The organism is Oceanobacillus sp. B139/18 (assembly GCF_055524595.1).
Genome location: NZ_JBVFXI010000006.1, coordinates 81,629 through 107,641 on the forward strand (window position 1 = coordinate 81,629; position 26,013 = coordinate 107,641).

Sequence of the window (26,013 nt, forward strand, 5' to 3'; positions counted from 1 at the left end):
TTCTCAATGGAAAATCATTTAAAATTGACAAACGCAGAAAGATTCGCACAAACACTTTATAAAAATGGCGTTCGATATATATTCGGACAAAGTAATCCTCAAACAATTATGTTAGCTAGTGAAGCAATCGGTATAAAACAAATTGGTTTTAGGCAGGAAAATGCAGGCGCTTACATGGCTCAAGGATATGGAATGATTTCTCAAAAAGTTCCTGTTGTCGCAGCACAAAATGGGCCTGCTGCAACTTTATTAGTTCCTGGATTAGCAGAGGCATTAAAATCATCACATGCTATGGTTGCAATTGTAGATGATGTCCCATTAAGTGATGAGGATAGAAATGCTTTTCAAGAATTGGATCAGGTATCATTATTTCAAGGAGTTTCTAAATGGACTAAGAAAATTAATAGTCCCGCCAGAATAGAAGAACTTGTCGATAGAGCTTTTATTGAGGCCGCCTCTGGAAAACCAGGCCCTGTCGTTCTATTATGCCCTAAAGATATTTTCTATGATACTACAAAAAATGAAGTCACTTATTCAAACGAAGAAAGCTATAGTTCCTACCCGCTAGACCGTCCAGTTTCTAATATAGAGCAAATTAAAAAAGCAGTAGAATTAATTAGCAAATCCTCCTCTCCTCTTATATATGCGGGAGGCGGAGTCAACACGTCAGGAGCTAGTGATATTCTGAAAAAAATACAAGAAGAATTCTCTATTCCTGTGGCTACGACAACTATGGGAAAAGGTACTGTAGATGAAAATCATCCTCTTACAATTGGGCCAATAGGGTATTATATGGGGAAACGCGGACGTACAAAATTTTTAAAGGAATTTGTACAGGAATCTGATTTAATCCTTTTGATTGGGAATAGGACTAATCAAAATGGCACAGACACTTGGTCGTTGCTACCTAAAGATGCTACGTATATTCACATTGATATTGATCACTCAGAAATAGGAAGAAATTATTCTTCATTAAGACTTTTAGGTGATGCAAAGGCAACGCTTGATGTTCTTTATTACTATTTAACGACAGAAAATTATAAAAATGCCGCTAAAAATATTGCTGTTGAAAAAATTGCAAATGCACGCCAAAAACATAAAGTTGAAGTAAATGAAATCATTGAACAAAAACATACTAAATTACGAATTGAACAATTTATGGAGAATATCAACAACGTCTTAGATGATGATCATATCATTGTATCTGATGCCAGCTTTTCCTCTATATGGACGGCAAATTATATTGATGCCTATAATCAGAGAAAATTTATTTTTCCGAGAGGTTTAGCTGGATTAGGGTGGGGGCTTCCCATGGCTATGGGAAGTAAACTAGCAGCAAACAAGAAAGTATTCTGTTTATCTGGCGATGGAGGCTTTGCCCATGTATGGAGTGAACTCGAAACATGTAACCGAGAAGGGATCGATGTAGTTATTGCTGTAATCAATAATACTGTTTTAGGATATCAGAAGCATGCAGAAGTAGCTAAATGGGGAAAGCATACTTCAGCCTGTATTTTAAATCAAGTTGATTATGTAAAAATTGCAGAAGCATGCGATATTAAAGGAATAAGAATAGATAGCACAGATAATTTAGAGGAAAAGTTGGAAGAGGCTATGCATCACAAAGGCAGTGTATTAATTGATTTGATTATCGATCCGGATTGTATTCCGCCATTACCTTTTATGGAACCTTTGGAAACAGTATAATTACTAATTATTTATAAACAGAAAACATTAATTATTAAAGAAAAGGACTATAGAATGTCGCCGTCCTTTTCTTTAATAATACTCCACAAAGCACTATATAAACTGTTGCAAATCTTTCCTACGATTTAAACTAACACCCTCCTATTGATAATTTTCCAACGTATTAACAGTTGAGACATCAGTTAATTTACTAGATTCTAATTATTGGTTGTATGCAATTCAATTAATTTCTTTGATTGACATACCTAATCAAGAAATATCCATACTACACTTTTTCTCTATCCCTACCACAACCAACAATCAACTCAACCGCTCTCGGCACCTGCTTCACATCCCAAACAGGCACAATCCACGGAGGTGTAATAACCTTCTCATCAAAATCCTTTCTTACAGAAACCTCCGGATTTTGCAGCCAAATTGAATGCATCCCAACTTTATTAGCTCCAATAATATCCGTGTCCCATGTATTACCTATCATAATCGCTTCATGAGGCTTGATGTTCAGTGCATCCAATACGTTGTGATATACGATGCCATCCGGTTTTTCTGGAATAGCTGGATCCAGCTCTGATTTCGTCGCAAAGACATATTCAAATCTATCTAAAATATGTAATCTTTTTAATAGATTTCGAACAACGTCGCTGTCACTGGTTGCTGTATTGCTGAGAATCGCATGCTTTAAACCCATATGACTTATGGATTCCAACACTTCCAGTACATGTTCCCTTAATTCTATTTCCGGATATTCCGTAAGCGGTTTTTCATCCATTCTTCCGTTTGGCGGGGTCGTTAATGTTTCTCCCAAATCCCATATGATGTGAGTTACCATCCATTTCATCCTCTCATTTTTATTCACGTTTCATCCTTCTATTAATTCATGTACATTATATCGTGAAAATAGCATCTTTCCTAATCATTAGAAGAAGATGCTTTCAAATAAAGTTCTCCAAACTCCCCTTCGAAATCACCCGCCCTCCATCAAAACATGCTATGATTAGCTAAACAATCAACAGCAAAGGCTTTTATGACAAAACCAATGGAGGGACAACAATGAGCTTAGACTATACCAATTCCATTCCGCTTCATGTCCAATTAAAGCAAAAAATAGAGCAGAACGTATATAATGGCCGTTATGCAGATAAAATCCCCAGCGAAAGAGAATTAATGGATGAATATTACGTCAACAGAAGTACTGTCAGACAAAGCATCCAGCAGCTTGTCCTGGAAGGCATCTTAGTGAAAAAGCCTGGAAAAGGAACCTTCATTGCGGTAAGTACCATTAATGACTGGCTTGGAAGTCTCAGCAGCACCTCTGAAAATATGGAGAAGATGGGAATGACTCCAGGAGCAAAACTGATTACATCGCAAGAAATTGAATTATTCGGAAGGTTAAAAAAAGTTACCAAGCTGGAAAAGGCCCACCATTTTAAAAGAATAAGATTCGCTAATGATATTCATATGGGAATCGAAAGGCACTATTACCCCGTTGCCTTAGGAAAGAAATTAGCACAATTCAACTTGGATCAGGAGACATTCTATGAGCTGCTGGAAAGGGAGTTAAAAGTCAAAACCTTTCAAGCAGAGCAGGAAATCAGAGCGGGAGTTTCCACAGCAAGTGATTCGGGGTTGTTGCACATTCCGGAGGGGTCAAGCATCATGATTGCAGAAAGAAAAATCACTGATAAAAACGACGGTTTTGTCGAATTTGAGAGAGCTTTTTATCGGGCAGATATGTATTCCTTCAAAATAAAATTGTCGAGAAATAGCAAATAATGACATAATCCTCTCCTTCGCGTTAACTGGTACGGACATTCTAACCATCTTGAGAAGACGATGTTATATCGTATAAAATATGGGGTATACCTATGTATATTAGCAAAATTGGCATTCACCAATCTGTTGGCTGAATGCCTTCGTTGCCTTTATACGGATAGCAGGGTTTTATACGGTTTAATCTGTCAAAAACAGACAATTTTTTTCAAAATAACACCGTCTATCATTCAGAAAAAATTCATACCATTCCATATTCGAAGGAGATTAACTTATGAGAGAAGTGAAAAAGAGAGAGACACTGACCAAAACACTCAAGCCGCATTGGGTCTGGGCGATTGCGTTAGGATCAGCCATTGGCTGGGGAGCCTTTGTGCAGCCAATCAATTGGATGTCCACCGCCGGACCGCTCGGAGTAATAATCGGCTTCTTTATCGGTGCCTTGCTCATGATTCTGATTGCCGTCAGCTATGGGTTTCTGATAAAAAGCTTTCCCGTTTCCGGAGGAGAATTCGCTTATGCCTATGTCAGTCTCGGCAGGACGCATGCTTTTATTTCCGGATGGTTTTTAACCTTAGGGTATATCTGCATCGTGGCACTGAATGCATCTGCATTTGCGCTGATGATTAAATTTATCTTTCCAAGATTGATTGAAAATATCCCGCTTTATCAGATTGCCGGCTGGGATGTCTATTTGACCGAAATTTTAGTAGCAGCCATTTTACTCGCTTTATTTGGATTTTTTAATATTAGAGGAACGACCCTGTCAGGAAGTATGCAATTCGTTTTTTGTATCGTTATGATTGCAGCTATTTTTATTCTGCTGCTTCTCGTCGGCATCCAGCCAAGTGCAGGTTTTTCTAATATTACACCAATGTTCCCGCCAGAAACAACAGCAATTGCTGCGATTATTTCCATTGTTGCCATTGCTCCATGGGCTTATGTCGGCTTTGACAATGTTCCGCAAGCTGCAGAGGAATTTGATTTCCCATCCCATAAAGCATTTCGTTTAATCGTCTTTGCTATTTTAGCTGCAGCTACATTATACAGTTTAATGATTATAGCAACCTCCATGATTCGCCCATGGGAAGGCGTTGTAGAAGAAAATCATATCTGGGGAACCGGATATATTGTTGAAGAGCTGCTCGGACCTTTAGGGTTAGCCATCCTTGCAGTCGCATTGACAATGGGAATTTTTACTGGGTTGAACGGCTTTATCATCTCATCCAGCCGCCTATTGTTCGCCATGTCCCGGGCAAAGATTATTCCGGAAGGCTTCTCCAAGCTTCATCCGAAATATAAAACGCCATACTGGGGCATCATTTTCGCAGTAATTGTTGCGATGCTGTCACCATGGTTCGGAAGAGAAGCATTGATGTGGGTGGTAGACATGTCCTCCATCGGTGTAACCATTGCTTATTTTTATACATGCTATGCAGCTTCTACCTTATTTAAAATGAAAAAGGATCACACCTTTAACGAGAAAAAACATATTGAAGCTCCCCGGAAGAAAATTATCGCTATTCTTGGGATGATTGCCAGCATTATCTTCCTTGGACTGCTGCTTATTCCAGGCTCTCCTGCATTCTTAGGAGTAGAGTCCAGAATTGCTTTAGCTGCGTGGATTATTTTGGGGATTATCTTTTACCTGATCAAGCGCAAAGATCTCAAGAAGATTCCGGAGAAAGAATTGAGTTATTATATTCTCGGGAAGGAAGAAATTGAGATTGAGAAGGATGAGTAAATAGCAGGAACGGAAAAAGGATTTTCAAATGGAAGGTTTGAAAATCCTTTTTCCGTTCTTGTGTGATGAATTAAATTATTCACTTCTATTTTATAGTAAGAAGAATGGAGCAACACCAATATTATCGATTGGTATTGGTGACAGATGCATACTCCGGCATATACCTAGAGCCGAATCATGAAATACGGCATCTTCCGCAGCATAAAATACCTTGTTTTTTATATCAGCTTTTCTCCCAGTCCCATTGCTTAACCTGACTTTCCTACAAAGCTTCAGATGGAGCTGAGAGCTGGTAATTCTTCGCCATACGAGCAGCACTTTCTGCTTCAATATATCCCCATACGTCATCAAGCGTTGGATGAGAGGTTGCTTTTAAGATACTCTTAATATCATTCGGACTAAGATTCGGATTAGCTTCCAGCATAAGAGCAATAATCCCTGCACAAATTGGTGTTGCCATGGAGGTACCTGACAATTGAATATAACTTTCATCGATAACCATCTCTGGCAGTTCCGATTCAATTGCCGATCCTGAAGCCAGCAAAGAAATAATGTTGGTGCCTGGGGCGTAAACATCCGGTTTAACGAGCGTATCAATCGTAGGGCCTCTGCTAGAATACTCTGCGATAACGTCATCCGCACGCTCTAACGTGTTCTGATCATCTGTCGAACCTACTGTAATAATAAATGGGTCGATTGCTGGTGTACTGATAGTTGCTGCACTAGGTCCGCTATTTCCAGCAGCAGCAACGACAACTATTCCTTCATGCCATGCAGCTTGAGCAGCTAGCGATAAAGGATCGTCCCGGAATGATTCATACGCCGGAGCCCCAAGCGAAAGCGAGATAATCTGAATATGATGCGCTTCTTTATGGTCGATACACCATTCCAAGCCTTCAATTATGGTGGATAACCTCCCGCTTCCTTGTTCATCCAGAACCTTTATTCCAATGATAGAAGCTTCTGGTGCAGGGCCTGTATACTTTCCATTGGAGGCACTTCCATTTCCTGCAGCATCTCCTGCGCAATGTGTCCCATGTCCATTATCATCATACGGATCATTTTCCCCATTTATAAAATCTTGAAAAGCTACAATCCGATTCGCAGGGGTCGTCAAGTCTTCATGCGGATAAATACCTGTATCAATTATTGCCATCGTAACGCCTTTTCCAGTTAATCCAAGCTGTTCTCTTACTTTTGCAGCGCCTGTTTGCTCACTGGCAATATCCAAAAAGGAGGTTACAATCCGATCGTAAAAAATACGATCTACTGCTTCATGGTCTTTAATTTGTTTAATTCTATCCGGTGTTAGATGTCCTTTTATAGCATTTATACTGTGGAGTTCTCTGCCTAGTTTATTATGGGAGTCAACGTTGCATACTTTTAAGAGGTCGTCTTTTTTTCCTTGCTCACAATTCTTTCTTAAATAAACGATAATGGGGATTTCATTGTTGTTGGTTTCTTGATTAGTTACTTTCCGAGAATTTCGTAATTGTTCCACTAAGCCAGGGTCAAGTTTATGTCCGGCATCTTCGAACCATACTTTTTTCCGTTTGCTCATCTTACTCCTCCTCGTAAAATATTTATTTTGCATACATAGATTACCACTGAAGAATATAGAAAACAATCGGACAGGTTTACTATTTTTAGAAGATTTTAAATAAATATACAGTAGTTTTATTGTAAACTACCATTTAAATTTGTTAAAGCAAAACGGATTTATTGCCTAACATCGACTGTATATCATCTTCTTCTAAAATAACAGGATAACAAATACCAGCCCCCGATATTAAGGACTGGTATCCTTTTATGAAGTAGCCTTTTTTGTCTTTGCATCCCTTTTGGCAGTAGTCGTTTTCTTTTTCGGCTTCGTTGTTTTAGGCTTATCACTTTTAGCACGATCCAACGATTCCTGCAACGCATCCATTAAATTAACCACATTATCCGGCTTTTCTTTGGTATCTTTACCAATTTCAACTTCTTCATTGTTTTTCTTGGCTTCGATTAATTCCATGAGTGCTGTTCGATAATTATCTTTATATTTTTTTGGTTCAAACTCAGTCGTCAATTGTTCTATAAGAAGCTTGGCAGTGTCCAGCTCTTTTTTACCAACTGATTCTTGACTAGGAACATTGGGTACATCTTCAACTCCCCGAACCTCATCCGGGTAATGTATTGTTTCAACTACTATCGCAGTTTTATACACTCTGATTACAGCAAGCTGTTCTTTAGAGCGTATCATCATTTTTGCAATTCCAATCTTACCAGTATCTGTTAGCGCTTCTCTTAGCAATGCATATGCTTTTGAGCCGCCCTCACTAGGTGATAGGTAATAGCTTTTCTCAAAATAAACAGGATCAATTTCTTCCAATTGAACAAAATCAACAATCTCTACAGCTTTGTCTTCTTGCTCTTTCTTTAGTGCTTCTAATTCTTCGTCATCCAATATAACAAATTTATTTTTTGCGTATTCATACGCTTTTACAATATCCTCACTTTTTACATCTTTATCGCAATTTGGACAAGTCCTTTCATATTTAATAGGCATCTTACATTTCTTATGCAACTGCCGCAGTTTTATATCCTTATTTTCAGTAGCGGCATGCATTTTGACAGGGATATTGACCAAACCAAAACTGATTGTTCCTTTCCACATCGTATGCATTCCGTTCACTCCTTTTTGATTTATTTTGCTGATTTGTATGTTTTTTATACAAAGATATGAGGCATCCTATTTAAAAAGAGGTGATTATATATGGACTGGATGAAACCAATAGAAAGAACAGATATACCAGAAGGGGATGAATGGTTGTATGAGGTTAAATATGATGGGTTTCGCTGTGAACTAAGCTGGACTGATAAAAATATTATTTTAACTAGTAAGAATAACCTGGATATCTCTAATAAGTTTCCTGAAATTATTAACTGGTGCAATGATAATTACGATTACTTTAATAGCAAATTACCACTAAAAATAGATGGCGAACTTGTCATATTAAATCATCGCTACCAAGCTAATTTTGCAAAAATCCAAGCACGTGGCAGGACGAAAAGCATTGACCGTATAAAAAAACAGGCAAGTAATAGACCTGCAGCATTGATGGCATTTGACATCGAGGAAATAAGAGGCAAGAAACTTACCAATAATAATTTATCTTTACGGAAAGAAATTCTTCATCAATTATTAGAGCCAGTTTCCGATAACGAAGTTTTAAAATGTGTAGAAATATTTTCTTCTGTTAAAGAAATCCAGAAAGTCATTTCAGCATCAAAGTGCGAAGGTATTGTTGCAAAACGAAAAGACAGCACTTATCAAAAAGGTAAAAACCATCATGATTGGTTTAAGATTAAAAGTTGGAGAGTTATTCAAGGCATTTTAACAGAGTATAACCCAAGTAATGGTTATTTTGCTGTGAACGTATTAGATAACGATAATTTAATACGTATCGGTACATGTAAACATGGCTTATCTAAAGAATCGTCTGAAACAGTACAAAAACTTTTTAAAGAGCAAGGGAAATTAGTCGAGGGTAGTTATCATCTACCTCCTGCAATAGCCAGCATGATCAATACACTGGATTTATATAAGGGAGAGTTGAGAGAACCTAATTTTAAGAGTATTAACCCCAACACTTCATATACTGAATGCACATTGGATAAATTACAGTTAGACATGGCTCAAATTCCAATCGAGACTTCTAACACGGATAAATACTTATGGCCAGATGTTTTTAAAAAGAAAGACCTCTTAGTTTATATCAGAGAAATATCACCTTGGATGCTTCCATTTTTAAAACAACGCGCTTTAACAATTATTCGCTGTCCCGATGGGATAAAAGAAAAATCGTTCTTTCAAAAAAGTATACCGAATTATGCACCGGACTTTTTATCATTTGATGCTACTGATGATTTAATTGTATGCAATCAGTTAGAAAGTTTAGTTTGGTTAGCAAATCATGGTTCCCTCGAATACCATGTTCCTTTTCAACGAATTGGACAAGTGACACCCTTGGAAATTGTATTTGATCTTGACCCGCCTGACAGAGAGAACTTTGTTTTAGCAGTAAAAGCAGCCAAGCTATTAAAGCAGATATTAGATGATTTAAATCTTGTATCTTTCGTGAAAACATCTGGAAACAAAGGGCTACAAATATATATTCCTATTCGAGAGGGGAGCATGACATACGACGAGACAGTTTTTTTTACCGAGACGGTAGCAAAAACATTAGAAAGAGCATTTCCAAACGATTTTACGACAGAACGATTAAAGAAAAAAAGAAAAGGACGTTTGTACATCGACTATATTCAACACGGTCAAGATAAAACATTGATTGCTCCTTATTCGCCAAGGATGACAAAAGAGGGTACAGTTTCTATGCCTTTATATTGGAATGAAGTCCATAAGGGATTAGAACCAACAGCCTTTACAATTGGAAATGCAGTAGAACGTCTACAAGAGGTCGGATGTCCATTCGCTGGATATTTCGAAACGGGTAGCAAACAAAAGTTAGATAAAGTGTTGAAAATGGTTAAAAATTAAAAGCCTATTTCTGATTCCATTCTAACGCTATTTACATTATCTATTATAAGTAATAATCACAATTGCAGAGTTACGGACATAAAATGGTCCATGGGATATTTGGCAACTCCTTTGATAGATAGTAACTTAAAAATTAGATGCCCGATTTGCATAACGGGCGTCTTTTTTGTTTTCTTATCATATTTATACATTTGAATCCTTAGTAGAAGAATGAAAAACATTACTAGGAGAAATAAAATAGCCTGACACTGTCAAAGAACTGGTGACAGGCTATTGCCTAAATTTATATTTTCCCGAAAAAATCCCTTTTGTATTATTACTGGATAGTTACATCTCATTTTTATAGTATTTTATTTCATTTCTTTTTTGAGAAAGAATAAATTTTCATATCTCTTAATACTCAGAGCATAAGGCACCATATCGTTTGTTTTCTTTTACCTTTCTTTCTAATACTTAAAACTCACTCCACGTTGCTGCTGTAAATATTTCAAAAAATTTAGGCGCAATGATTCAACTTTATCAGTCATGATCATAATAAAACGCAAGCTTCTTATCCAACAGATATGGCCGTAAATAAGCAACCATACTGCATAACGGTAAAACATCCTCGCTTAATTGGATGCCGAGCGTCTCTTTTATATACGCTTTTCTTTTCATCATCCGTTCCCAAAGTGCCGGATAATGATCTCTAAGCTCCTGTTTTAACACATCGTCCGCAATGGCTACTGTACTTTCCGCCGAAACACCATCGTATCCATCAACACGCGGAATAATATCTGTTTGAAAAATCATGCCGCTTTTGATAACTTCCTCTGAATCCCTATAGATTGGCGACGATAGCCATTCTTCATCCGCCGTCAAATGTCCTGGACATAGTCCCCAGTGATATGCTTCCTGTGGCAAAACATGGTTCATCAGCTTATACATATCCCCGCCCGGCATTCCAATTTGGATATTCTCCAGCCAAGCTGTAATTGCAGTATAGTACGGTGCTGCCAGATCCTCTATATAATGCTTTTTACTCTCCGGTAAATCCTCGCTGTTCATAACAGCATATCCTGCTCTGCTCGATAATCCGCCTTTATATCCTACGGTTAAAGAGATGGCATCCCCTAGTGTAACCTTTTTAGAAGTTGGGTATAAATTACCGTTTTCGAATCGTTTACCCGTTGATGCAATCGTGACGACATTATTTTTTTGACCGTAGGCATGGAGTTCATTTCCTAATTCCATTTCAGAAATGCCAACCTCCAGCTTGTCTATCGCACGCAAGACACAATCTGCTGCCAGGGATGCCCCAAATTCATAATGAGCCATTTCATTCGCATTATTCACCCTGCGAACGCCACGATCCCCGCCGATGAAGATATCTGTATGGTTCGTAATAGAACCTTCCTTCCCGACCATTTCCCGAACCGTATCTACAATAAAAGAAGGAACATCAAATAAAGTCCGGTTATCCTCTACCTGGCTGGTAAAATGCTTCCATCCAGCCATTCCAATTTTCATTGCATCCTTGATTCCGGCTTCCTGAAGAACACTTGACATCTTACTGTGAGGCTCCATCGGCTGATTAGGCAAGGAAAAATGCGGACAATGAATTCCTTTTGCTGGAATTCTCGAAAATTGTACTTTATTATAGTTTTCATTTCCCAAGACCAGAAAAGCATCTCCATTAGCATGCAGGACTAATAAAGCCTCTTCAAATCTAGGAATAAATCCAACTAAATATTCAAAATTCCCGCCATGTTCCACATCCGCGTAAACCAGCAGCGCATCCAATCCATCGTGACGCATCTCATCTAATATCTTTTCTCTTCGTTGCTGCATCGTTGTATCATCCAGCAATATTGGAGTCCCTGTGCAATCTGGAGCAGGAGCATCCATTTCTATTAATTGTGCTTTTTTAGAATCATATTGTTTTTCCATTTAACTTGCCTCCAATGTATACATGTTTTTATTTGATTGGTTTTATTAATCAGAGGAACATGCATTTATTCCAATCCTGTGCATTACCTTGTTTCTTAGCAATGGGTAGTACCATTCTTGCTCTTTCTAAATATCATCAATAGGAAACATGGGGCGCATAATGCGCTTGAATGGAAGTTTTGCTGTGTCCTGCAGCGTTGCCCCCTGCGTTAATGACATGATATTTAATTTCCCCTCTTTTTTTAATTCCGGGAAAATATATCCCTGTTTAACAATGATAATATCATAGTCTCTATAATCGAGACCAGCCGCATGAAACTGTTCAATTTCAACAAACGGATGGTTGTTTCCTGAAACAACGATATCTATCGGTTTATCCTTGATTCTGACGGTTATACAATCACCAAAGTTCCCCTCTCTCACATAAGCATAACCAGCTAAATATCCTTTCGCTTTAATAACAACATCTAAATTTACATTTGCGGATAATTCGTCTATATCCATTCCCAAAGAAATGCTTGTTTCTTCCCCCGCTTCATAGCTTTTCAGCTTATCTAAGGTTTCTGCGTCATGAATACTGGCAAATAAAAACCGTTTGTTATGACCTTTATCAAGATGTAATACCTGACGTAAAATAAAGGTATTGCTCCCTACCGATCCCGATGTTACATTATCTCCTGAATCCGTAATGAACACTGGCTTTCCTTCACACGCTAATGCCATTTTCATTGCTTCCTCCGGCTGTGCAGTTAAGCCAGTATAATGGAATTCATAACGTTTATTCCATACATATTCCGCCAACTGATCCGCAATTTGATCTGCATATTCCTGATCAGCCTCTGTTGAAGGAATAACAACAATTCCACACCCTGCAACATCACAGTCATGACGAATATACCCAACATGCCAGGAACAGCTTAATATTCTTGAATCCGCTTCTAATTCATCCATATATTGATTAATCGATTTTACTGGTTCATCTGCGGAGACGCTTTGTTCTCCGCCTAAAATCATTGATAATTTACGATATACTGGGGTAATATTTTGACGTTGCTCCAACAAATCAACGAGCTTTTCACAAATAAATTCAATTGTTTCTTTAATATCTGTATGTGGAGATTCGCGATAACTGCGAATCAGTGTGGTACTTTCTACATACGCTTTAGACAGGTTACCATGCGGATCACTTACTACCGCAATTGGCAAATAAGGGCCTGTCAGCTTGCGAATCATCTTCATAATATGATGATCCCCAGATCCGCCTTCCAAATCTTCTACTTCACTCGCCCCGTGTAAATGAAGAAAAATCCCATCAATTTCATGAATATGCTTTTTAATATCTTCCAAGATTCTCTTTTCAATATAATCAAATGCCGTTTTTTCTAAAACGCCGCCAGCTGATGCATCAGCATAAATGGAAGGAATTATCTCCACACCTTTTTTAGCAAACACATCTTTACATTTCATTTCCCGAATGCAATCCTCTCCAAATAAGAGATCAAAATCCTCTAAATTACTTTTATACGGAATATTGGCATTCGATTCAAGAATAAATCGTGCAATCAAAACTTTCATCGATTTCACCTCATCAACTTTTTTAAGAAATATATCCGTTCCTTCCAGCCTTTCAAGGCCCGGATATATTTAGTAAATCTTTTTATCTCCAATGAAAAATCTTTATTTTATTCAGCCTTCTCTGTTGATTTCGTTCTTGAAATAATAATCCTGCAGGAAATATAGGAGACAACCACCCCAACAATTCCTACGATTGCCGCTAAAAATAAATTCCCTAATCCTCCTTGATTATCAATGAAGAACATCGCAGTAAATAACCCTGGGGTTCCACCCATAATATAGCTTTTCAATCCAAATATACCAGCAACCAAACCAGCACTTGCAGCTCCAATTGCAGTGCCTATTAATATTTTAGGCCGCGTAATCAAAGCACCGTAGAAAGCGGGTTCTGTAACCCCGCAAAGTGCGGTTACACCAGAAGAAACAATCATACCCTTCTTCGCTTTATCATTTTTTATGGAAGTAGCTGCTGCTAAAGCACTTCCGCCAATGCACAGGTTGGAGATGAACCCCATAACCATAATGGCAGGGTCATATCCAATCGTTGCAACACTGTTAAAACCGATTGGCATAATCGCTTTATCTAATCCAAACATAACCATATAAGGATAAGCCACAGCGAATACCGGCATCGCCAGTCCGCCGATTGTACTCATTAACGTTGTAATCCCTGAACCCACATAGTCACTTAAAAGGGTTCCGATAGGTCCTAACACGATTAATGTTATTGGTACAACAATAATCATCGTTAATAGCGGTTTCAAAAAATAGATGACGATTTCAGGAATAACCTTCTTAAAGAATTTGTCCACGAAATACATAAGCCCAACACCAAGCATAACTGGTAATACGCTGGTGCTATAGTCCACCGCTGGAATTCCGATTCCTAAAAAACTTAGCCCTTCTTGACCGCTAATATTCGAGCTGACAAGCAACGCTCCCAATACTGCTCCCAAAATAGGTTCCATTTTTAAACGTCTCGCCATTGTAAATCCTAGATAAACTGGTAAGAAGGTAAATGCTGCATTGAAAATAGCATCGATAATGACTGCAGTGCCAGATTCCATGTCTAAACCAAAATAGTTGATTAATAGATTTTTAACGGCAAGAATGATTCCGCCAGCAATCAGTGCTGGAACAATAGGCATAAATACGGCAGCCATAAAATTACCAAATTTGTTTAAATAGTTCATAAAACTCATTTTTTGCGGTTCTTCCGCTTCTTTTGCAGAGCCTGCTTCGTTATTTTGCCCCTCTTTCCACCCAGACACCTCTAAAAAATCGTTGTATGCTTCATTAACATTAGGCCCGATGATAATCTGCACTTGGCCAGCTTTCTTAATGACACCTAACGTATTTTCAATCCCTTTTAATGCTTCCTCGTTTATCAGTTCCTCGTTATTATAATGTAAACGAAGTCTAGTGGCGCAGTGTTCAACATAATTTAAATTATCTACACCGCCAACGTGCTCCAATACTTGTTTTGACATCTCAACATATTTCATTTTTTATTCCCTCCATTTCTGCCTGCTTATTAATAAAACAAAATTTCACTCAGCGGGATTTTTACGGACGATTCTCCGCGATAAATCCAACAATGTGGTACTAAAACAAAATTTAAGTCCTATTGACGTCTGAACAAATTAATATGTTAACATTTTCACAATCAAACCTTTTATAAATAAAATCGATTCTTCTGGCTGTGTAGTTATTTTAGGTTAAGATGGGAATTCGATAGCGGAGCAGCCAAACCCATAACATCGATTCCCTTGTAGACTTTTACCTGTCTATAAAATACCGCTTACATAGTTAAGCACATCTAAGTCGGCTTTATAATCACCATACGATTTATCAAGGACAACAATTTTATTTCTGTTATTTTCATTTATTTCACTATATATATAGACTATACCATTCCGTTTGAAAAAGAGCTTAAGCGGACATGCATCATCACACTAGAAACAAATGGACAGGTTTTACCCCTTCACTTTCATGCCCGCCAAACTCTATTTCTTTCCATCATCCATCAGCAAACAAATAACTGTTTTTAGATATCTCTGTTTTCCGCAATTAGATTTTTATACCAATAGTAGCTTGCTTTCGGTATCCGTTTCGTATCATTCTCAAAATCGATCCGGACAAGCCCATATCTTTTTTCATAGCCATTAATCCAGCTGTATAAATCCATCGTGGACCACATATAGTAACCCTGTACATTCACGCCTTCTTCACGCGCTTTTAACATGTAATGAATAAAATCTCCACATAGCTCGATTCTGTTATCATCATTTACATATCCATTCTCATCAGGTGTTTCATATTGTCCGTGTCCATTTTCCGCAATATATACTAAAATATCCCCGTACTTTTCTTTGATTTCCATCAAAGCATTATACATACATTTAGGATAAACTTCTCTTCCCCAGAGGTTTCTTTTAACATGAGGATCAAAGGAGCTTTCAAAGACATGTTTAATGCGTATCCCTTCTTTTGAATTAGATCCTTTCCCTCTGTTATTATGGAACACTTCTGTTTCACCTTCAGAATAATCGGTTACATATTGACGGTTATAGACGTTCAAGCCAATATAATCTACTTTACCTTTCGCAAAATCAGAAACGTCCTCTTGATAGACGAAGCTTGGGTCAACTCCCCAATCCTGAAGCACTTCACCTAACTCTTCTGGAAGCTTCCCAAATACACTTGTATCCAGAACCATGCGATTATAAAAAACATCCGCTCTTAACCTTACTGCATCTTTTTCTTTTGTTGCAGGATCCAATTCAACATTCCCGTTATCATGAACAATACCGATTCGGCCATCCATGCCTAATTTCCGGTAAGTATCAACGGCCTTGGCACTGCCTAACATCAGATTGTAGAGAACATTCCAGAAACGATTAAAATCCAGCTTGTAGTTTGGCGGGTAGTTACCGACCACATAACTGCAATAAGCATAATACCTTGGTTCATTTACCGTAGACCAAATCTTCACCCGATCTCCGAAATTTTCAAAACAAACTTTCGCGTACGCATCAAAGGCATCGATAATTTCTCTATTTTCCCAACCGCCAATTTGAGACAATTCATATGGCAAATCATAGTGAAACAACGTCGCATTCGGAGTAATCCCTTTTTCCAGGCAATAATCGATGACATGATTATAAAAATCAATTCCTTTTTGGTTTACTTCGCCAACACCTTGTGGAATAATTCTCGCCCATGAGATAGAAAATCGATAGGTGTTTTGGTTACCCGCTGCCATCAGGTCGATATCTTCTTTATATTTGTGGTAAAAATCAGAAGCGATATCACCATCTACCTGATTAATATTTAAAGAACTGTTGTGGTTAAAGACATCCCATTCACCCAGACCTTTTCCATCTTCATCCCAGGCTCCTTCACATTGATATGCTGCTGTAGCAGAACCCCATAGAAACTTGTCATGTACTTGTTTCATTTAAATACCTCCCTGCAATAATGATGAATAACCTTCATCTAAATCCAATGTTAGCACTTTCAAAAAAACGAAGTGGTTCAGAATTTGAACCATCGTAAAATTGCCATGGTTACCAATATGGAAAACAAAAAGCCCGCTCCATAGAGCAAGGCTTTGACATGGTATCCTTTTTATCCAGCAATTTAAACAAGCTATAAATGTGCTAAACAGATTTACTAAGTTTTTTTATGAAGGCTTTTGAAAATAAACAGCATAGTCAAGTATACAATGACAAATACTGCATCGATAATAAATCAAGAATATAAGTAATCCCGTACTTTCCATAAATCCCTAAATAATCAGCTGAGAAACCATCCTTGCTAATATAAAAAGTTTTATCATAGCTATTCTTCAGTTTCTCCGCTTTATTTCCCGTTATTAGAAATTTATGTCCTTTTAAACTCTGAACAAATTCTAATGACAACTCCGCAAATTTACCAGATGCAGAGATGGTAATAATGACATCTTCTTCATGAAGTAATTTCAGAATTTCATTCGTGGTGAATGACCCAGAAATAACATGAATCACTTTTGAGGCAAACATCAGCTCTTGTTGAAATCTTAATGCATTGCCACTCGTATTGTTTGCGCACAGAATCACTACATTTACATCCTGATTGATTAACTCACAAAGATAATTGATATCCTCGTCTGTTATTTGTTCGTCAATGTCAGTAATCATTTCATCAACTAGATTTTTTATATGAATGCGATAGTCAGGCTCTGCTTTTATGTCCCGATGTCTTAAATCACTGGGAAAAACAAGCTTGGAAATGGAGTTCTTCAATGAACTGAAATTATCATATCCTAACCTTAAACAAAACCTTCTCACTGCAGATCTGGATGTAAAACATTCCTCCGTCATTTCCCATATGCTGACGGAAGAAATACGATATAAGTTATTCAAAATAAAATGAGCCAATGTATAATCGGTATTTTCTGGATTTTCTGAGTTGATGATGAAAGACAAGGAATTTAATAAACCTAAATTATTTATTTTCATTTTATTCACCGTCACTTACCATATAATAATGTTACTGTTTTTGTTATTGAAAATAATATACTGGAGTTTAATATAGTTATTAACATACCCAAAGAATTTAAAATATGTTCTTATTTCTATAAATTCTATTATACGGGGTGGAATCCGAAATTTGAAAATAAAAAGAGATTTCGTTACTAAATTAAGAACTATATTGACTTTTTATCTGCTCCCATTACACTAAAAACCCTGGAACAACACATATCAATTCAAGATATTGTTCCAGTTTTTTTTATTTATTCTATACCATTCAAAAGATTTTTTCTTCACTCGTTTCCAGTGGCCGTTTCTATCGGCATCAAAATTATTATGATGGAAGATTTATTTGGGTTTATTAAAAAGCACAAATAAGCTAGATAGTTATTACTTTATTAATAAATTGACAGTTTATTATTTCATTAAATTAAGAATATTTTACAATATAATTACTATTATGTTACATTAGTTATAGTAGTTATTTTTTGATAGAAACTATTATAAAAATAGAATCATTTTATAACTACTGCTAAAAAAATACATATAGGGGGTAACAAAATGAAAGGGAAACGTTTAACGCTAGTTGCTTTTCTTGCGGTTCTTTTTATGTTCGGTACAACGCCATCGGTTTTTGCTGCAGATGATCTGAATTGTTCTGATTTTGACACGCAGCCAGAAGCTCAGGCACATTTAGATGCCGATCCGAGTGATCCGGATGGATTGGACCGAGATAAAGACGGTATTGCTTGTGAGAACTTGCCTCAAGGCGACTCTACTGCCAGCAATAACGATGCAAACGAATCAGAAGAAGCTTCTGAGGACACATCTACTGATGAATCTACTTCCTCTGAAGATGCTGCTGCATCTGAAGAGGAAACATCATCAGAAGATGCTACGTCTACAGAAGAAGCTTCATCATCAGATGATGAAGCAACCTCAGATGAATCTGCTTCCTCTGATGAAGAAGGCGGCGAGCTGCCGAACACCGCAACAGCATTACCACTTGGTATCCTAGGTGGATTAGGTGCAATGATTCTTGGCGGACTTGGCTTGCGCAAGCGTCAATAAAATGTTAGATAGGCAGACGGCTCAATCGTCTGCCTTTCTCTCATGTAAGGGGGATAAACAAATGATTCGAAAATTATCGCTGCTCTTGATTGCGATTGGTTTTCTTGTTGTTGTTTATAGCGGCTGGAATTACTTTCAAGCAACGCAATCGGTTCAGGAAATACCAGAGAAGTCAGAAACGGCTGAGGCAGCAGCTATTAATATACCAGAAAAAAGTGATGAGGAAGAGACAGTTAATCCATCCACACTCAATTATGAGGTAGACGCCGGTTCAGAGATAGCCATGCTAGATATTCCAGCTATGAATAAACGTTTTACGACATATTGGGGAGCGGATGAACGCACCCTTGACCAAGGTGTGGGGATGTATGTAAGTGAGTGGACGACAGTTCCAAACCGCGAAGGCGGGCATACGGTACTATCCGGGCATCGTGACACTGTCTTTACTGGTCTAGATGAGCTTGGACAAGGGGATATATTGGAAGTCCATTACAATGGCGAGACCTTTGAATATGAAATTAATAAGACATGGATTACCGATGCAGCGGATCGTACTGTGATTGTCGAGAAAGAGGAGCCGACATTGACGCTGACAACATGCTATCCGTTTGATTTTATCGGGTATGCGCCTGATCGTTATATTATAGAAGCTACGCTTGTGGAGTGAACGGGCGGAAAACTGATCCGCCCTTGTATGGTGTTTGGCAGAGATAATTTTATAGAGTGAGATAGACACATTCTAATTAATCTGCTTAGCCAAAAAGAAAAGTTACTACAGTAAGGTATAAGTAATTCATTTAACTGTCATTATTACTTTTTCTATTCTATATACAAAAAGAATCTATACATCATTTCTAGACAAGATTTTTTCGCGGACATAACTAAGATGTTTATACATCTCTTTAAATGATTGAACTGGATCTCTGTTCTTTAATGCTTCATAAATCGCTGTATGGTAATCAATTGTTATCTGAGGTTCACGAAATGGTATAAGGCTGTCCGTTTTTTCATGAGCCATCAATAAAGAATCAATCATACCCTCTACTACAGGGTTATTTGCACTTTCAGCAATTATACTATGAAATTTTTTATCATATTGTCCATAGTTGTTATCTACATTTGCTTTAATGCTATCAATTGTCCCCCTCAACTCCTCTAGCTGCTCCTCTGTAATTTTCTCTGCCGCAATTGTTACTAGTCCTAATTCTAACGTCATTCTAGCTTCGATAATAGCTGGGATGTTATTGATTGACAATGCTAACATTGCTTTAAACGGGCTGCTTCCAACCTTTTCATTTATGTATGTCCCTCCTCGCGGCCTCCGCTTAACAATTTCTAATGTTTCCAAAGAGCTAAGCGCCTCTCTTAATACCGGCCTGCTCACATCAAGGTCATTCATTAATGTTAATTCAGATGGAAGCTTATCTCCAGGGTGAAGTTGTCCATCCATCAGCATAGAAATAATATGTTCTAAAACTTGCTTGGATAATGTATTTCTTTGTATCGGATTCTTATTAAATTCAACCAAGTCAATCTTCCTTTCTTTAATGTAGATAATTTATCAGTACTAATCATTATATTGATCAAAAAATTGAATGCTGATATAACCCTTCTCTTCAGAAACATCCATATTCTGTGGAAATTTATTACTATAAAAATGCATATCTTTTATATAGAACTATTGAATGCCATTATACACTATATTGAAATAAGTTTTCTACCGGCTATGGATTAAACATTTGTAAGCATACAAAAATACCAAAATCAGCAATATTCAACAGCTAATTTTGGTATTTAATGAAACCTGCATTTTGTTAATTTTTTATTCCAATACTTCTAATAACCTCTTTAAAAAACTTACTTTTAACAGTTTCAGGATACGCTTATCGCACAAGACATGGACGCTTGTTATCAAATTCCCATCCAGAAATTAAGTACTTCATCGCTTTTGCGTCATCTCTCGCACTCAACGCTTCTTTATGATAAATTTCATTAGCTTTCACCACTTGCTCCATATCAATTTCTACTCCAAGACCTGGTTTATTCGGAACAGCAATTTTACCTCCCTCTATTTTAAAAGGATCTTTAGTTAAACGTTCAATCCCTTCCTGCCAAATCCAATGCGTATCAATTGCTGTAATATTCCCTGGCGCAGCAGCTGCTACATGAGTAAACATTGCAAGAGAAATATCTAAATGGTTATTTGAATGCGAACCCCATGTTAAACCAAATTCATTACATAACTGCGCAACTCTTACTGATCCTTCCATTGTCCAAAAATGCGGATCTGCTAATGGGATTGAAACACTGTCTAGTTGCAGCGCATGTCCTAACTGTCTCCAATCTGTTGCAACCATATTTGTAGCTGTTGGCAACTCTGTAGCTTTCCGGAACTCTGCCATCACTTCTCTTCCGGAATATCCATTTTCAGCGCCGCACGGATCTTCTGCGTATGTTAAAATTCCATGCATATCCTTACATAATGAAATGGCTTCATCAAGTGACCATGCTCCATTAGGGTCCAGTGTAATACGAGCATCAGGGAAACGATTTTTTAAAGCTTTAATAGCTTCTATTTCCTCGCTTCCTGATAACACTCCACCTTTTAATTTAAAGTCTTTAAATCCATATAATTCATAAGAAGCTTCCGCTAATCGCACAACTGCTTCAGGTGTCAATGCTTCTTCATGGCGTAACCGGTACCAATCATTCTGAGCATTGTCTCCAGACTCGTAAGGTAAATCTGTTTTATTTCGATCGCCAATATAAAATAAATATCCAAGTGTCTCCACTTCATCACGCTGTTGACCGTCACCAAGAAGTGCTGCAACAGGTACATTTAAATGCTTGCCTAATAAATCTAAAAATGCAGCTTCTACTGCTGTCACAGCATGAATTGTTGTTCTTAAATCAAAAGTTTGTGCACCCCTGCCGCTTTCATCCCGATCAGCATATGTGCTTCGAACTTTATTCAGTACAGCTTTATAATTACCAATAGTTTCTCCTATAATCAATTGTTTTGAGTCTTCCAATGTTTGACGTATTTTTTCCCCGCCCGGCACTTCTCCAATCCCTTTTTGACCACTTGAATCTTCAAGAATGATTATATTTCTAGTAAAGTATGGCGCATGCGCACCGCTTAAATTCAATAGCATACTATCTTTTCCAGCTACTGGGTATACTTCCATTTGTGTAACAGTTGGTGTATTCATGATTATCAATCTCCCTTTATATTATTTATTTTAAAAATACTTTGCTAGCTATATGACGAAATACATTTATACATAAGCAATCTGCAAGACCTTCTTTCTAGAAAGCTGATTGCCCTTCATATTCCTAAAAATTTGGGTTTAAATTATTTACAATCCTATTTTCAGAAAAGACTAACCTATAACCATATTCAAAATATATACGCCAATCAGTCCCAATATGGATAATGCAGTGGTGTACGTCGTTCTAACCTTAATTGCTTGAGCTACTGTGAGATTAAAATATTCTTTAAATAACCAGAAACCTGGATCATTTACATGTGAAAACGCAATACTGCCAGTGGTAACAGCAAGAACCATCATTTCTAAACTTGTGCCCGAGGATTCAACAAGTGGAAGTACGATACCAGCAGCTGTCATTACAGCTACAGTAGCTGATCCTAGAGCAGTACGCATAATAACAGCAATCAACCATGCAAGTAATATGGGGGAAATTGCCCAACCATCTGTTAGTGATTGAATATAATCAGCAACGCCGCTATCTACAAGTATCTGTTTAAAGGCTCCTCCAGCTCCAATGACCAATATAATGATTGCCATTGGTTTAACACTATCAACACATGATTGCATGACATCTTCTAATGAACGGCCAATTCTTATCCCCAGGACATAAAAAGAAAGCAATAACGCAATTAATAATGCAATTGGTGCTGATCCAAAGAACATCATAACATTCAAAAAAGGATGGCCTTCTGGTAAAGCAATTTCAGCAGCCCCTAATACTGCCATTAAAAAAACAGGAATAAGCGCTGATATAACACTTGCACTAAAACTCGGCATTTCTTCTTCTTTAAATTCTTTTCTACTTATTAGTCCGTCAGGAATCGATGGATTCATCTTTTTTACGATACTTAATCTCGGCCATAATAAAGCAATCAATGCTCCTACTGGAATAGCTATAATAAGGCCATACAGGAGGGTTAACCCCATACTTGCATCAAATACCCCAACGACTGCTGCCGGACCAGGATGTGGCGGTAAAAAACTATGTGTTGTTGATAAACCGATTGACATCGTTAATCCAACATAAAGTAAGTTCAAATTTGTTTGACGAACAATAGTGAAAACTAAAGGAATTAATAAGACAAAAGCTACTTCGTAAAACATGGTAACACCAAGGATAAACGATACAATCAGCATCGCTACCTGCACGCGCTTGATTCCTAGCTTACCAATTAAAGTATTGGATATCCGCTGAGCAGCACCACTATCTGCCATAACTTTACCCAGCATTGCTCCAAACCCAAGTATCAGAATAAGGTCATTCAGCTGTCCCCCAATTCCATCTGAAATAGATTCCATTACAGTATTTAATGGCATTCCTTCTAATAGTCCAACTAGTATGGCTACTAAGATTAATGCTATAAACCCGTTAAACTTTAATGGAATCATTAAAATTAAAAGAAACACAACACCTAACGCAACAATCAACAAAGGCAATTTTTGACACTCCTTACAAAGATAAATTGATTCTATATCATGTTGCAGTATATTTATTTGCTAATTTCATGCTCATGATGCTCAAACGAATCGCCTATGTAATTGGTTTGTTTTAAAGCTCTAGTTATCATTCTATTAATTGAACACCTAGTATAGTTACAAATTAGTAGATTGTAATATTACATCTAAAAAAACAAATTTTATACTCCAACAAAATATGTAATAATTCGTACATCTTTATTCATTCTTTCTTAAAATGCAGAAAAGGTATTACGTTAAATATTTCATTGAAAATGTAATCTCTTCAGCATTAAAAAAATCAGTAATCCTAAAAATACTCGAAACCGCATACATAAAAGAGATATTAAATTTTATCTATTATACATATATACAATAGTTTTGTTTTGGGAGGAATTCATATATCTTTTTAAATAAATATGGACTGGGGACAAAGGTGTTTATACCAGGTAATTTCAAGCCATATATTGTACAGATACATACTTTAGAAATATACTTTGCTTTATTTGTTGATTATTCTTTTGAATCTAATATTACCTTTTGTCCCAGTCTGACTCAAAACGTGTAAAACTTAAAACTCATTCATAATTAACATGTAACGGTTACCCATACATTGCTATAATAACGGCTCTGCTATATCTTAACTATCAGCCTATTCAACCTTTCAAGCAGGATATTAAAAGGACTTTATCAGGACTTTGTCGGCAACATAAAATCGAAATCACAACCTTCATCTGCTTGCAAGACATGTTTACGATAGAGCCATTTATAACCTCTTTCATCATCAAACTCAGGTTTCTGCCAACCTTGTTTACGTTTTTCAAGCACTTCATCTGAAACATCCAGATTCAAAATGCGATTTTCAATATCCAGCTCTATTATATCGCCGTCTTCTATCAATCCAATTGGGCCACCTACAGCTGCTTCCGGTGCCACGTGTAGAATAACGGTTCCAAAAGCGGTACCACTCATTCGACAATCCGATAAACGAACCATATCACGAACACCTTGTTTTAATAGTTTTCCAGGTATCGGAATCATTCCAGCTTCAGGCATTCCCGGCGCTCCAACAGGACCAGCATTTTGGAGAACAAGTACACTATCTTTTGTAACTTCTAAATCCGGATCATTTATTCTTGCTTCCATATCTTCTAATGAAGTAAATACAACAGCTTCTCCTTTATGTTTCATCAATGTTTTATCGATGACTGCCTTTGGTTTAATGATCGATCCACTTGGTGATAAATTACCTCTTAAAACAGCAATTCCTCCATCTGCATGCAACGGATTATCCAATGGTTTAATTATATCGCGATACACCTCTTCAATAGTTACAGAAGATAGATTCTCTTTCATTGTTTTTCCAGTCACCGTCATTTCATTCACATTTAAAAGCGGCTCTAATTCTTTTAAAACGGCAGGTATCCCGCCAGCATGGTATAAATCCTCCATTTGGTACTTACCAGCTGGTCTCATATTAGCAATAAATGGTGTTTCTTTACTTATTTTTTCAAATTGATCTAAATTCAATGTAATGCCAAGTCTTTTTGCCATTGCTGTCAGATGTATGACCGTATTTGTAGAACCGCCAATAGCCATCAATAATCTGATTGCATTCTCAAATGCTTCCTTCGTCATAATATCTGACGGTTTAATGTTTTTTTTCACTAGTCTAACAATTTCCCGCCCAGTTTCTCTTGCCATATGCATACGTTCATTAACTGTTGCAGGTGCTGCCGCGCCTCCTGGAAGCATCATACCTAAAGCTTCGGAACAAGCAGCAATTGTACTTGCTGATCCCATCACCATACAATGTCCAGCAGTTGGAGCCAGCTGTTTATTGATTTCATTGATTTCTTTTTCATCTACCGTACCTGCTTTATATTCCTGCCAGTAAAAACGGCAGTCAGAGCAGGCTCCCAAAGTTTTTCCTTTATATTTCCCATTATTCATTGGTCCGCCCGTAAATAAAATAGCAGGCTTATCAGCACTTGCTGCCCCCATCAATTGGGCTGGCGCCATTTTGTCACAGCCGCCAATCAAAACAGTTCCATCAATTGGTTGTGCGGTAATCATCTCTTCCGTATCCATTGCAACTAAATTCCGATATAACATCGTTGTTGGGCTTGTAAACATCTCCCCTACTGACATGATTGGGAATTCCAAAGGGGTGCCGCCTTCCATAATAACTCCTTGTTTAATAGCTTCTACCATCGGCTGTATATGGGAGTGGCACCGGTTTACTTCACTAAATGTATTACTTATTCCAATAACTGGTTTTTCATAATCTTCCTCGTCATGCCCCAAGTGCCTTCTAAAAGCCATTTTCAAAAACTCACTAAACGCTTCATCACCATACGATGCATTTGATTTCTTCATCGTCATCTCTCCTCCCATTTAATTATCATCTTAGGATGCAAGCACTGCCGTACAGGT

18 protein-coding genes are annotated in these 26,013 nt (G+C 37.4%); 6 read left to right on the top strand and 12 right to left on the bottom strand.

Annotation, left to right across the window (positions count from 1 at the left end):
* Window positions 1–6 precede the first annotated feature (6 nt).
* Window positions 7–1,707, top strand: a complete 1,701-nt coding sequence (locus ACZSMY_RS17025) for an acetolactate synthase catalytic subunit (protein WP_368900959.1) — start codon at window positions 7–9, stop codon at window positions 1,705–1,707.
* A gap of 265 nt (window positions 1,708–1,972) precedes the next feature.
* Here ACZSMY_RS17025 and ACZSMY_RS17030 read toward each other — a convergent pair whose 3' ends face one another.
* Complete coding sequence (locus ACZSMY_RS17030) at window positions 1,973–2,536, bottom strand: HAD family hydrolase (protein ID WP_368900989.1); 564 nt, start codon at window positions 2,534–2,536, stop codon at window positions 1,973–1,975.
* A 221-nt stretch (window positions 2,537–2,757) separates the two neighbouring features.
* Here ACZSMY_RS17030 and ACZSMY_RS17035 point away from each other — a divergent pair, with 221 nt between their 5' ends.
* Together ACZSMY_RS17035 and ACZSMY_RS17040 are read left to right on the top strand one after the other, a co-directional pair.
* A complete protein-coding gene (locus ACZSMY_RS17035; RefSeq protein WP_465148026.1) occupies window positions 2,758–3,480 on the top strand; it encodes a GntR family transcriptional regulator in 723 nt (240 codons plus the stop codon).
* Window positions 3,481–3,760: 280 nt separating this feature from the next.
* Window positions 3,761–5,221 (top strand): APC family permease, encoded by a 1,461-nt coding sequence (locus ACZSMY_RS17040; RefSeq protein WP_193064655.1) that lies wholly within the window; start codon window positions 3,761–3,763, stop codon window positions 5,219–5,221.
* Between the two features lie 262 nt (window positions 5,222–5,483).
* On the opposite strand, the gene ACZSMY_RS17045 is transcribed toward ACZSMY_RS17040, so the two are convergent.
* Complete coding sequence (locus tag ACZSMY_RS17045) at window positions 5,484–6,782, bottom strand: S8 family peptidase (protein ID WP_042529735.1); 1,299 nt, start codon at window positions 6,780–6,782, stop codon at window positions 5,484–5,486.
* Window positions 6,783–7,028: 246 nt separating this feature from the next.
* Complete coding sequence (ku, locus tag ACZSMY_RS17050; RefSeq protein WP_341173276.1) at window positions 7,029–7,886, bottom strand: non-homologous end joining protein Ku; 858 nt, start codon at window positions 7,884–7,886, stop codon at window positions 7,029–7,031.
* A 90-nt stretch (window positions 7,887–7,976) separates the two neighbouring features.
* On the opposite strand from ku, the gene ACZSMY_RS17055 reads away from it, so the two are divergent.
* Window positions 7,977–9,761 (top strand): DNA ligase D, encoded by a 1,785-nt coding sequence (locus ACZSMY_RS17055; protein ID WP_193064620.1) that lies wholly within the window; start codon window positions 7,977–7,979, stop codon window positions 9,759–9,761.
* A 519-nt stretch (window positions 9,762–10,280) separates the two neighbouring features.
* Here ACZSMY_RS17055 and ACZSMY_RS17060 read toward each other — a convergent pair.
* The 5 genes from ACZSMY_RS17060 to ACZSMY_RS17080 all read right to left on the bottom strand — a co-directional run bounded on the left by ACZSMY_RS17060 (window position 10,281) and on the right by ACZSMY_RS17080 (window position 17,767).
* Window positions 10,281–11,690, bottom strand: coding sequence for a M24 family metallopeptidase (locus ACZSMY_RS17060; RefSeq protein ID WP_042529730.1), 1,410 nt, complete (start codon window positions 11,688–11,690; stop codon window positions 10,281–10,283).
* Between the two features lie 126 nt (window positions 11,691–11,816).
* Entirely contained in the window at window positions 11,817–13,265 is a 1,449-nt protein-coding gene (locus ACZSMY_RS17065; RefSeq protein ID WP_465148027.1) for a M81 family metallopeptidase, read from the bottom strand.
* Between the two features lie 107 nt (window positions 13,266–13,372).
* The gene (locus ACZSMY_RS17070; RefSeq protein WP_465148028.1) at window positions 13,373–14,770 is read right to left on the bottom strand and encodes a PTS transporter subunit EIIC; all 1,398 of its coding nucleotides are present in this window, start codon (window positions 14,768–14,770) and stop codon (window positions 13,373–13,375) included.
* A gap of 542 nt (window positions 14,771–15,312) precedes the next feature.
* Window positions 15,313–16,725: a glycoside hydrolase family 1 protein gene (locus ACZSMY_RS17075; RefSeq protein WP_193064617.1), complete on the bottom strand. Its 1,413-nt coding sequence runs from the start codon at window positions 16,723–16,725 to the stop codon at window positions 15,313–15,315.
* A 256-nt stretch (window positions 16,726–16,981) separates the two neighbouring features.
* Window positions 16,982–17,767, bottom strand: coding sequence for a MurR/RpiR family transcriptional regulator (locus ACZSMY_RS17080; protein WP_193064616.1), 786 nt, complete (start codon window positions 17,765–17,767; stop codon window positions 16,982–16,984).
* 573 nt (window positions 17,768–18,340) lie between these two features.
* Between ACZSMY_RS17080 and ACZSMY_RS17085 the strand changes: the two genes are divergently transcribed.
* Entirely contained in the window at window positions 18,341–18,850 is a 510-nt protein-coding gene (locus ACZSMY_RS17085; protein ID WP_256705087.1) for an excalibur calcium-binding domain-containing protein, read from the top strand.
* Between the two features lie 61 nt (window positions 18,851–18,911).
* Window positions 18,912–19,517, top strand: a complete 606-nt coding sequence (locus ACZSMY_RS17090; RefSeq protein ID WP_368900964.1) for a class D sortase — start codon at window positions 18,912–18,914, stop codon at window positions 19,515–19,517.
* 174 nt (window positions 19,518–19,691) lie between these two features.
* On the opposite strand, the gene ACZSMY_RS17095 is transcribed toward ACZSMY_RS17090, so the two are convergent.
* From ACZSMY_RS17095 to ACZSMY_RS17110, 4 genes are all read right to left on the bottom strand, one after another.
* Entirely contained in the window at window positions 19,692–20,384 is a 693-nt protein-coding gene (locus ACZSMY_RS17095; protein ID WP_379585534.1) for a FadR/GntR family transcriptional regulator, read from the bottom strand.
* Window positions 20,385–20,733: 349 nt separating this feature from the next.
* On the bottom strand, window positions 20,734–22,062 hold the full coding sequence (gudD, locus tag ACZSMY_RS17100) for a glucarate dehydratase (protein WP_256705090.1): 1,329 nt from the start codon (window positions 22,060–22,062) through the stop codon (window positions 20,734–20,736).
* A gap of 171 nt (window positions 22,063–22,233) precedes the next feature.
* Window positions 22,234–23,559, bottom strand: a complete 1,326-nt coding sequence (locus ACZSMY_RS17105) for a gluconate:H+ symporter (protein ID WP_465148029.1) — start codon at window positions 23,557–23,559, stop codon at window positions 22,234–22,236.
* A 708-nt stretch (window positions 23,560–24,267) separates the two neighbouring features.
* Window positions 24,268–25,956 (bottom strand): dihydroxy-acid dehydratase, encoded by a 1,689-nt coding sequence (locus tag ACZSMY_RS17110; protein WP_332094556.1) that lies wholly within the window; start codon window positions 25,954–25,956, stop codon window positions 24,268–24,270.
* Window positions 25,957–26,013: the final 57 nt, after the last annotated feature.

Coding starts and splice junctions, on each gene's coding strand:
- ACZSMY_RS17025 (WP_368900959.1), top strand. CDS start 7: ATGGAAAATCATTTAAAATTGACAAACGCAGAAAGATTCGCACAAACA.
- ACZSMY_RS17030 (WP_368900989.1), bottom strand. CDS start 2,536: ATGGTAACTCACATCATATGGGATTTGGGAGAAACATTAACGACCCCG.
- ACZSMY_RS17035 (WP_465148026.1), top strand. CDS start 2,758: ATGAGCTTAGACTATACCAATTCCATTCCGCTTCATGTCCAATTAAAG.
- ACZSMY_RS17045 (WP_042529735.1), bottom strand. CDS start 6,782: ATGAGCAAACGGAAAAAAGTATGGTTCGAAGATGCCGGACATAAACTT.
- ku (WP_341173276.1), bottom strand. CDS start 7,886: ATGCATACGATGTGGAAAGGAACAATCAGTTTTGGTTTGGTCAATATC.
- ACZSMY_RS17055 (WP_193064620.1), top strand. CDS start 7,977: ATGGACTGGATGAAACCAATAGAAAGAACAGATATACCAGAAGGGGAT.
- ACZSMY_RS17060 (WP_042529730.1), bottom strand. CDS start 11,690: ATGGAAAAACAATATGATTCTAAAAAAGCACAATTAATAGAAATGGAT.
- ACZSMY_RS17065 (WP_465148027.1), bottom strand. CDS start 13,265: ATGAAAGTTTTGATTGCACGATTTATTCTTGAATCGAATGCCAATATT.
- ACZSMY_RS17070 (WP_465148028.1), bottom strand. CDS start 14,770: ATGAAATATGTTGAGATGTCAAAACAAGTATTGGAGCACGTTGGCGGT.
- ACZSMY_RS17075 (WP_193064617.1), bottom strand. CDS start 16,725: ATGAAACAAGTACATGACAAGTTTCTATGGGGTTCTGCTACAGCAGCA.
- ACZSMY_RS17080 (WP_193064616.1), bottom strand. CDS start 17,767: ATGAAAATAAATAATTTAGGTTTATTAAATTCCTTGTCTTTCATCATC.
- ACZSMY_RS17085 (WP_256705087.1), top strand. CDS start 18,341: ATGAAAGGGAAACGTTTAACGCTAGTTGCTTTTCTTGCGGTTCTTTTT.
- ACZSMY_RS17090 (WP_368900964.1), top strand. CDS start 18,912: ATGATTCGAAAATTATCGCTGCTCTTGATTGCGATTGGTTTTCTTGTT.
- gudD (WP_256705090.1), bottom strand. CDS start 22,062: ATGAATACACCAACTGTTACACAAATGGAAGTATACCCAGTAGCTGGA.
- ACZSMY_RS17110 (WP_332094556.1), bottom strand. CDS start 25,956: ATGAAGAAATCAAATGCATCGTATGGTGATGAAGCGTTTAGTGAGTTT.